Origin of the sequence: Amycolatopsis sp. NPDC051071, assembly GCF_040682875.1 — a bacterium.
Lineage (GTDB): Bacteria > Actinomycetota > Actinomycetes > Mycobacteriales > Pseudonocardiaceae > Amycolatopsis.
In genome coordinates, this window is sequence record NZ_JBFBBY010000278.1 from 1 (window position 1) to 6,059 (window position 6,059).

General features: G+C 69.4%; 3 protein-coding genes. 2 read left to right on the forward strand and 1 reads right to left on the reverse strand.

Going from position 1 to position 6,059, the window contains the following annotated elements; translation table 11 throughout:
• Positions 1–152: 152 nt before the first annotated feature.
• Positions 153–2,447, reverse strand: a complete 2,295-nt coding sequence (gene purL / locus AB0M65_RS39830; RefSeq protein ID WP_364040495.1) for a phosphoribosylformylglycinamidine synthase subunit PurL — start codon at positions 2,445–2,447, stop codon at positions 153–155.
• 173 nt (positions 2,448–2,620) lie between these two features.
• Here purL and AB0M65_RS39835 point away from each other — a divergent pair, with 173 nt between their 5' ends.
• Both AB0M65_RS39835 and AB0M65_RS39840 read left to right on the forward strand, forming a co-directional pair.
• Positions 2,621–4,246, forward strand: a complete 1,626-nt coding sequence (locus AB0M65_RS39835) for an ABC transporter ATP-binding protein (protein WP_364040489.1) — start codon at positions 2,621–2,623, stop codon at positions 4,244–4,246.
• Positions 4,243–5,970, forward strand: coding sequence for an ABC transporter ATP-binding protein (locus tag AB0M65_RS39840; RefSeq protein ID WP_364040492.1), 1,728 nt, complete (start codon positions 4,243–4,245; stop codon positions 5,968–5,970). The genes AB0M65_RS39835 and AB0M65_RS39840 overlap by 4 nt, the downstream gene beginning before the upstream one ends.
• Positions 5,971–6,059 lie beyond the last annotated feature (89 nt).

The following is a 6,059-nucleotide window of genomic DNA, read 5'->3' on the forward strand; positions in this document are numbered from 1 at the left end:
GTCGAGGATACCTTCGTACAATACGAGCGCGGTGCGGACACAGTCCCGGTCCCTCGGCTGAGCCGAGGGAAGGGGGCCTTCACGCGCCGCCGTTGTGACTGGTGGTGCTGCGGGGGCTCGTGATTGCCTTCGGGACGGGCGAGGGGAACCCCTCAGCCGAACAGCGCCGGAAGCGTGCGCTCCCAAGGCTCCCGAAGCTCGTCCAGGGTGAACTCGGTGATGTCCTGGAGTTCGAGCGAGCCCGACTCCGGGTCCACCACACCGGTCTTGCGCCACGGCAGGCCACGCGCGGTGAGCATCTCGGTGAACCGCAGTTCCTCGGTGCGCGGCACGGCGACCAGCACCCGCCCGGCGGACTCCGAGAACAGCTGCACGAACGGGTCCTGCTCCGCGTCGAGGAAGACCCGGGCACCGCACTGTCCGATGAGGACGGTCTCGACGAGGGTCTGGATCAGCCCGCCGTCGGAGATGTCGTGCGCGGCGGAGATCATGCCGTCGCGTGAACCGGCGATGAGGATGTCGGCGAGCAGCTTCTCACGCGCCAGATCCACGCGAGGCGGACGTCCGCCGAGGTGGCCGTGCAGCTCGCGCGCCCACGCGGAGCCGTCCAGCTCGTCATGGGTTTCACCCAGCAGCAGCAGGGTTTCCCCGGCCTCCGCGCCGATACCGGTGGGGATGCGGCGGGTGACGTCGTCGATCACGCCGAGCACGCCGACCACCGGGGTCGGCAGGATGGCCACGTCACCCGTCTGATTGAAGAAGCTGACGTTGCCGCCGGTGACCGGGATGCCGAGTTCGACGCAGCCGTCGGCGAGACCGTGCACGGCCTGCTCGAACTGCCACATCACGCCAGGGTCGGTCGGCGCGCCGAAGTTCAGGCAGTCCGACACCGCGACCGGCTTCGCGCCGCTGGTGGCGACGTTGCGGTACGCCTCGGCGAGTGCGAGCTTCGCACCCTCGTAGGGGTCGAGGTAGACGAACTTGCTGTTGCAGTCGGTCGAAACCGCGACACCGCGGCCGGTCGACTCGTCGATCCGGATGACGCCGGAGTCCGACGGCTGCGAGAGCACGGTGTTGCCGCGCACGTAGCGGTCGTACTGGGAAGTCACCCATTCCTTCGACGCCTGGTTCGGCGACGCGATCAGCTTGAGGATGTCGGCACGCAGTTCGTCCGAAGTGGACGGTCGCGGCAGCGACGCCGACGTGTCGGCCTGCAGGGCGTCCTGACCGGCCGGGCGCTGGATCGGCCGGTCGTACACCGGGCCCTGGTGCGCGACGGTGTGCGCCGGGACGTCGACGACGACCTCGCCGTTCCAGGTGATGACCAGGTGCTCGCCGTCGGTGACCTCGCCAATGTCGGTGGCGATGACGTCCCACTTCTCGCAGACCTTCATGAAGGCCTCGACGTTCTCCGGGGAGACGACCGCGCACATCCGTTCCTGCGACTCGCTGGACAGCACCTCCGCCGGGGTCATTCCCTTGGCACGCAAGGGAACCCGGTCGAGGTAGATGTGCATGCCGCCGTCACCGGCCGCCGCGAGCTCCGACGTCGCGCAGGACAGCCCGGCACCGCCGAGGTCCTGGATGCCGACGACCAGCTTCTGCGCGAACAGTTCGAGACAGCACTCGATGAGCACCTTCTCGGTGAACGGGTCGCCGACCTGGACGCTGGGGAGCTTCTTGCGGCCCCCCGACGATTCGTCGCCGGAGAAGGTGTCGCTCGCCAGCACGGACACGCCGCCGATGCCGTCGAGGCCGGTGCGCGCGCCGAACAGGATGATCTTGTTGCCCTTGCCGGAGGCGAAGGCAAGGTGCAGGTCCTCGACGCGCATCGCGCCAACGCACAGGGCGTTGACCAGCGGGTTCCCGGAGTAACTCGGATCGAATACGAGCTCGCCGCCGATGTTCGGCAGGCCGAGGCAGTTGCCGTAGCCGCCGACCCCGGCGACCACGCCGGGCAGCACGCGCCGGGTGTCGGGGGCGTCGGCCGGGCCGAACCGCAGCGCGTCGGCCACGGCCAGCGGGCGCGCGCCCATCGCCATGATGTCGCGCACGATGCCACCGACGCCGGTCGCGGCGCCCTGGTAGGGCTCCACATAGGACGGGTGGTTGTGGCTCTCGACCTTGAAGGTGACCGCCCAGCCCTCGCCGATGTCGACGACGCCGGCGTTCTCGCCGATGCCCGCGAGCATCTTCTCCTTCATTTCGGGAGTGGCCGTCTCACTGAAGTAGCGCAGGTGCTTCTTCGAGGACTTGTACGAGCAGTGCTCGCTCCACATCACCGAGTACATCGCCAGTTCGGCGTCGGTCGGACGACGGCCGAGGATCTCCCGGATCCGGGCGTACTCGTCGTCGGCGAGGCCGAGTTCGACGTACGGCTGGGTCTGTTCCGGGGTCGCTCCGGCAACTGCGGTGGTGTCGACTGGGATGTCAACGGTGCTGGTCACGGTGTCCACATCAGGGTTCGCCACGGCCCAAGATTAGGCCAGTGGAGCGACGCTCCTCCGTTGAGGGTGGTGGCGGGGGCATGGATGGATAAGTGAGGGGTCTGTTCAGCTCGCGGTCGCCCAGGGATAAATCGGTCGCGCCGCCGGTACCGATCCGCCTACCGTCGATAATCGTGCTTTCCGCCACATATCCCCTTCCGCGACTGCGGTTGCCTGCCAAGCCGACCGCCTGGCGCTACCTGCTCGCGATGATGCTCGCGCGGCCGGGACTGCTCGCCGTCTCGGCGATCAGTGGTGCGCTGTGGTCGCTGCCGATCGCACTGCTGCCGGTCGCGATCGGCCGCGGTATCGACGCGATCAGCCGGAGCGACGGCGACTCCGTCTGGCTGTGGGGTCTCATCGCCGCCGGGCTCGGGATCGCGCAGACGATCGCGGGCACGGTGCAGCATTTCGCCTCGTACGGCTGCTGGATCCACGGCGCCGGGGTCACCCAGCGACTGGCCACCGAGCACGCCGCGAAGCTGGGCGCGAACCTGCGGGACACGACCACCACCGGTGACGTGGTGGCGATCACCACCAGCGACATCAACCCGATCGGTGACTCCTTCGAGGTACTGGGCCGGGCGTTCGGCTCACTGATCGCGTTCGTCGTATGCGCGACGGCGCTGCTGACGACGTCACCGCTGCTCGGCGTGGTCGCGCTGGTCGGCGTCCCGCTGGCCGTGGTGGGCATCGGCCCGCTGCTGAAGCCGCTGGAGAAGCGCCAGACGAAGCAGCGCGAGGAGAAGACCGACGTCAACGCGCTGGCCGCGGATATCGTCTCCGGCCTGCGGATCCTTCGCGGGGTCGGCGGCGAGAAGCAGTTCCTCGACCGGTTCCGCCGCTCCAGTCAGCGAGTGCGGCTGGCTGGTGTCCAGGTCGGGCGCAGCGAGGCGTGGCTCGCGGCGGCGGAGGTCGCGCTGCCGGGCCTGGTCACGGTGGTCATCACCTGGCTGGGTGCGCAGATGACGATCACCGGCACCATCGGCGTCGGCGAGCTGATCACGTTCTACGGCGTCTCGGTGTTCCTGGTGGTGCCGGTGACGACGGCGACCGAGTTCGCCGGCGTGCTGAGCGCCGCGCTGGTCTCGGCGCGGAAGGTGTGCAAACTGCTGTCCACCGAACGCACGCTGGCCGAACCGGAGAACCCGCTGCCGCTGCCGGAAGGCCCGCTGGACCTGTACGACGAGACGTCCGGGTTCAAGGCCGAAGCCGGGAAGCTGACCGTCATCGACGTAGGTGCCGAAGCCGAAGCGGTGGCTTCGCGGATGGCGCGGTTCACCGATCCGGATGAACCTGCCCTGGCGGGCGGGGTCCCGGTGAACCGGGTCGCCCTCGGCGAACTGCGACGCCGGGTGGTCTACGCGCACAACCAGGACATCTGGTTCTCCGGAGTGCTGCGCGACCAGGTCACGCCCGCCGAACCGGGTGGCGTCGAGATCACCGAAGCACTGCACGCGGCGGACGCCGACGACATCGTGGACGCGCTGCCCGACGGCGTCGACGAGGTGATCGGCGAACGCGGACGTGAGGTCTCCGGCGGTCAGCGGCAACGGCTGAACCTGGCCCGCGCGCTGGCGACCGACGCCGACGTCCTGCTGCTCGACGAGCCGACTTCGGCCGTCGACGCGCATACCGAAGCTCGCATAACCGAACGCGTCGCGAAGCTGCGGCGCGGCAAGACCACCGTCGTGTTCAGTCAGAGTCCACTGTGGACTCACGTGGCCGATGTGGTCGTGAGTACGAAAGTGCCCGCATGAAAAAGCTGCCGCTGGCAGGCAAACAAGACGTCAGACGATGGATAAAGGAGACAGCGCGCGACAACAAGCGCGAGTTCTCCGTGATGCTCGGCCTGTTCTGCGTCGCGACCGCGGTGGGGCTGGCCGGGCCGCGACTGCTGGGCACGCTGGTGGACGAGGTGGCCGGCGGGACGACCACCACCACGATCACCGTGCTCGCGATCGTGTTCGTGGTCGTGCTCGGCACGCAGGCGTGGCTCAAGGGCCTGGCGAGGCTGCGGGCGCGGGTGTTCGGCGAGCGGATCCTGGCGCACAACCGCGAAGAGTTCGTCGGCAACGCGCTGAACCTGCCGCTGGGCACCGTCGAGGCGGCCGGTACCGGTGACCTGCTCAGCCGCGCGACCACCGACGTCAACCGGATCGATCACGCCGTGCGTCATGGCGCGCCCGAGATCCTGATCGCCGCGGTGACCGTGGTGTTCACCGTCGCGGCGATGGTGATCACGTCGCCGTTCCTGGCGCTGGGCCTGCTGGTCGCGCTGCCACTGCTGGTACCGGTGAACATCTGGTATCAGCGGCGGATCCCGGACGTGATGCGGCGGATGCTGGACAAATGGTCGGAACTGCAGTCCGCGACCCACGAAACGGCGGAGGGCGCGCGGACGGCCGAGGCGCTGAACCTCACCGGCCGCCGCGTCCGGACCGGGCACGACGGTCTCGACGCGTCGATGCTGGGTGAGCGCAAGATCCGGGCGTTGCAGATGCGGTGGATCCCGTCGCTGGAGATCAGCTACGTGCTGCCGGTCCCGGTGATGCTCGGGCTGGGCCTGCTCGCCTACTCGAACGGCTGGGAAGGGCTCGGCACGATCACCGCGATGCTGCTGTACTCGCAGATCATGACCGGCCCGCTGAACGAGGCGCTGTTCTGGCTCGCGGACATGCAGGTCGCCGGTGCCTCGCTGCGGCGGCTGCTGGGCGTGCGCCCGGCACCGCCATCGGACGTGGTCGCGGACTCTCCACGCGGGCAGGACATCGAGGTCAGCGACGTGCGCTTCGGCTACACCGAGGGCCGCGAGGTCCTGCACGGCATCGACCTGCGCGTGCCGCGCGGTGAACGGCTGGCGATCGTCGGCCCGTCCGGCGCCGGGAAGTCGACGCTGGGCAGGCTGCTGGCCGGGATGTCCGCGCCGACGTCGGGTTCGGTGCGGATCGGCGGGGCCGAGGTGTCGAAGCTGCCGGACGACGTCCTGCGTGGCGAGGTCCTGCTGCTGACCCAGGAGCACCACGTGTTCGCGGGGACACTGCGGGACAACCTCACGCTGCCCGCCGGTGACTGGACCGACGAGAAGCTGCTTTCCGCGCTGGCCTCGGTCGGCGCGTCCGGCTGGGTGGCGAGCCTGCCGGACGGGCTGGACACCCGCGTCGGGGCCGGGGCGGTCGCCGTCCCGGCGGCGATGGCGCAGCAGCTCGCGCTGGCCAGGGTGGTGCTGGCCGACCCGCATACGCTGGTGCTGGACGAGGCGACGTCGCTGCTGGACACGGGTTCGGCGCGGGAGCTGGAGCGGTCGCTGACCGCGGTGCTCGAAGGGCGGACAGTGATCGCGATCGCGCACCGGCTGCACACCGCTGCCGCCGCGGACCGGGTCGCCGTCATCGAGGGCGGCCGGGTGACCGAGCTGGGGTCGCACGCGGAGTTGCTGGCGGCTGGTGGGCCTTACTCGGCGCTGGTGGCGGCGGCGTCCTGAAGTGGAGAGTGTCATGAGGGGTCCCCATAGGACAAAAAATGTCCTATTGGGGCCCCAGAAGACACCGACCGCCGTGGGCACCAAAGCCT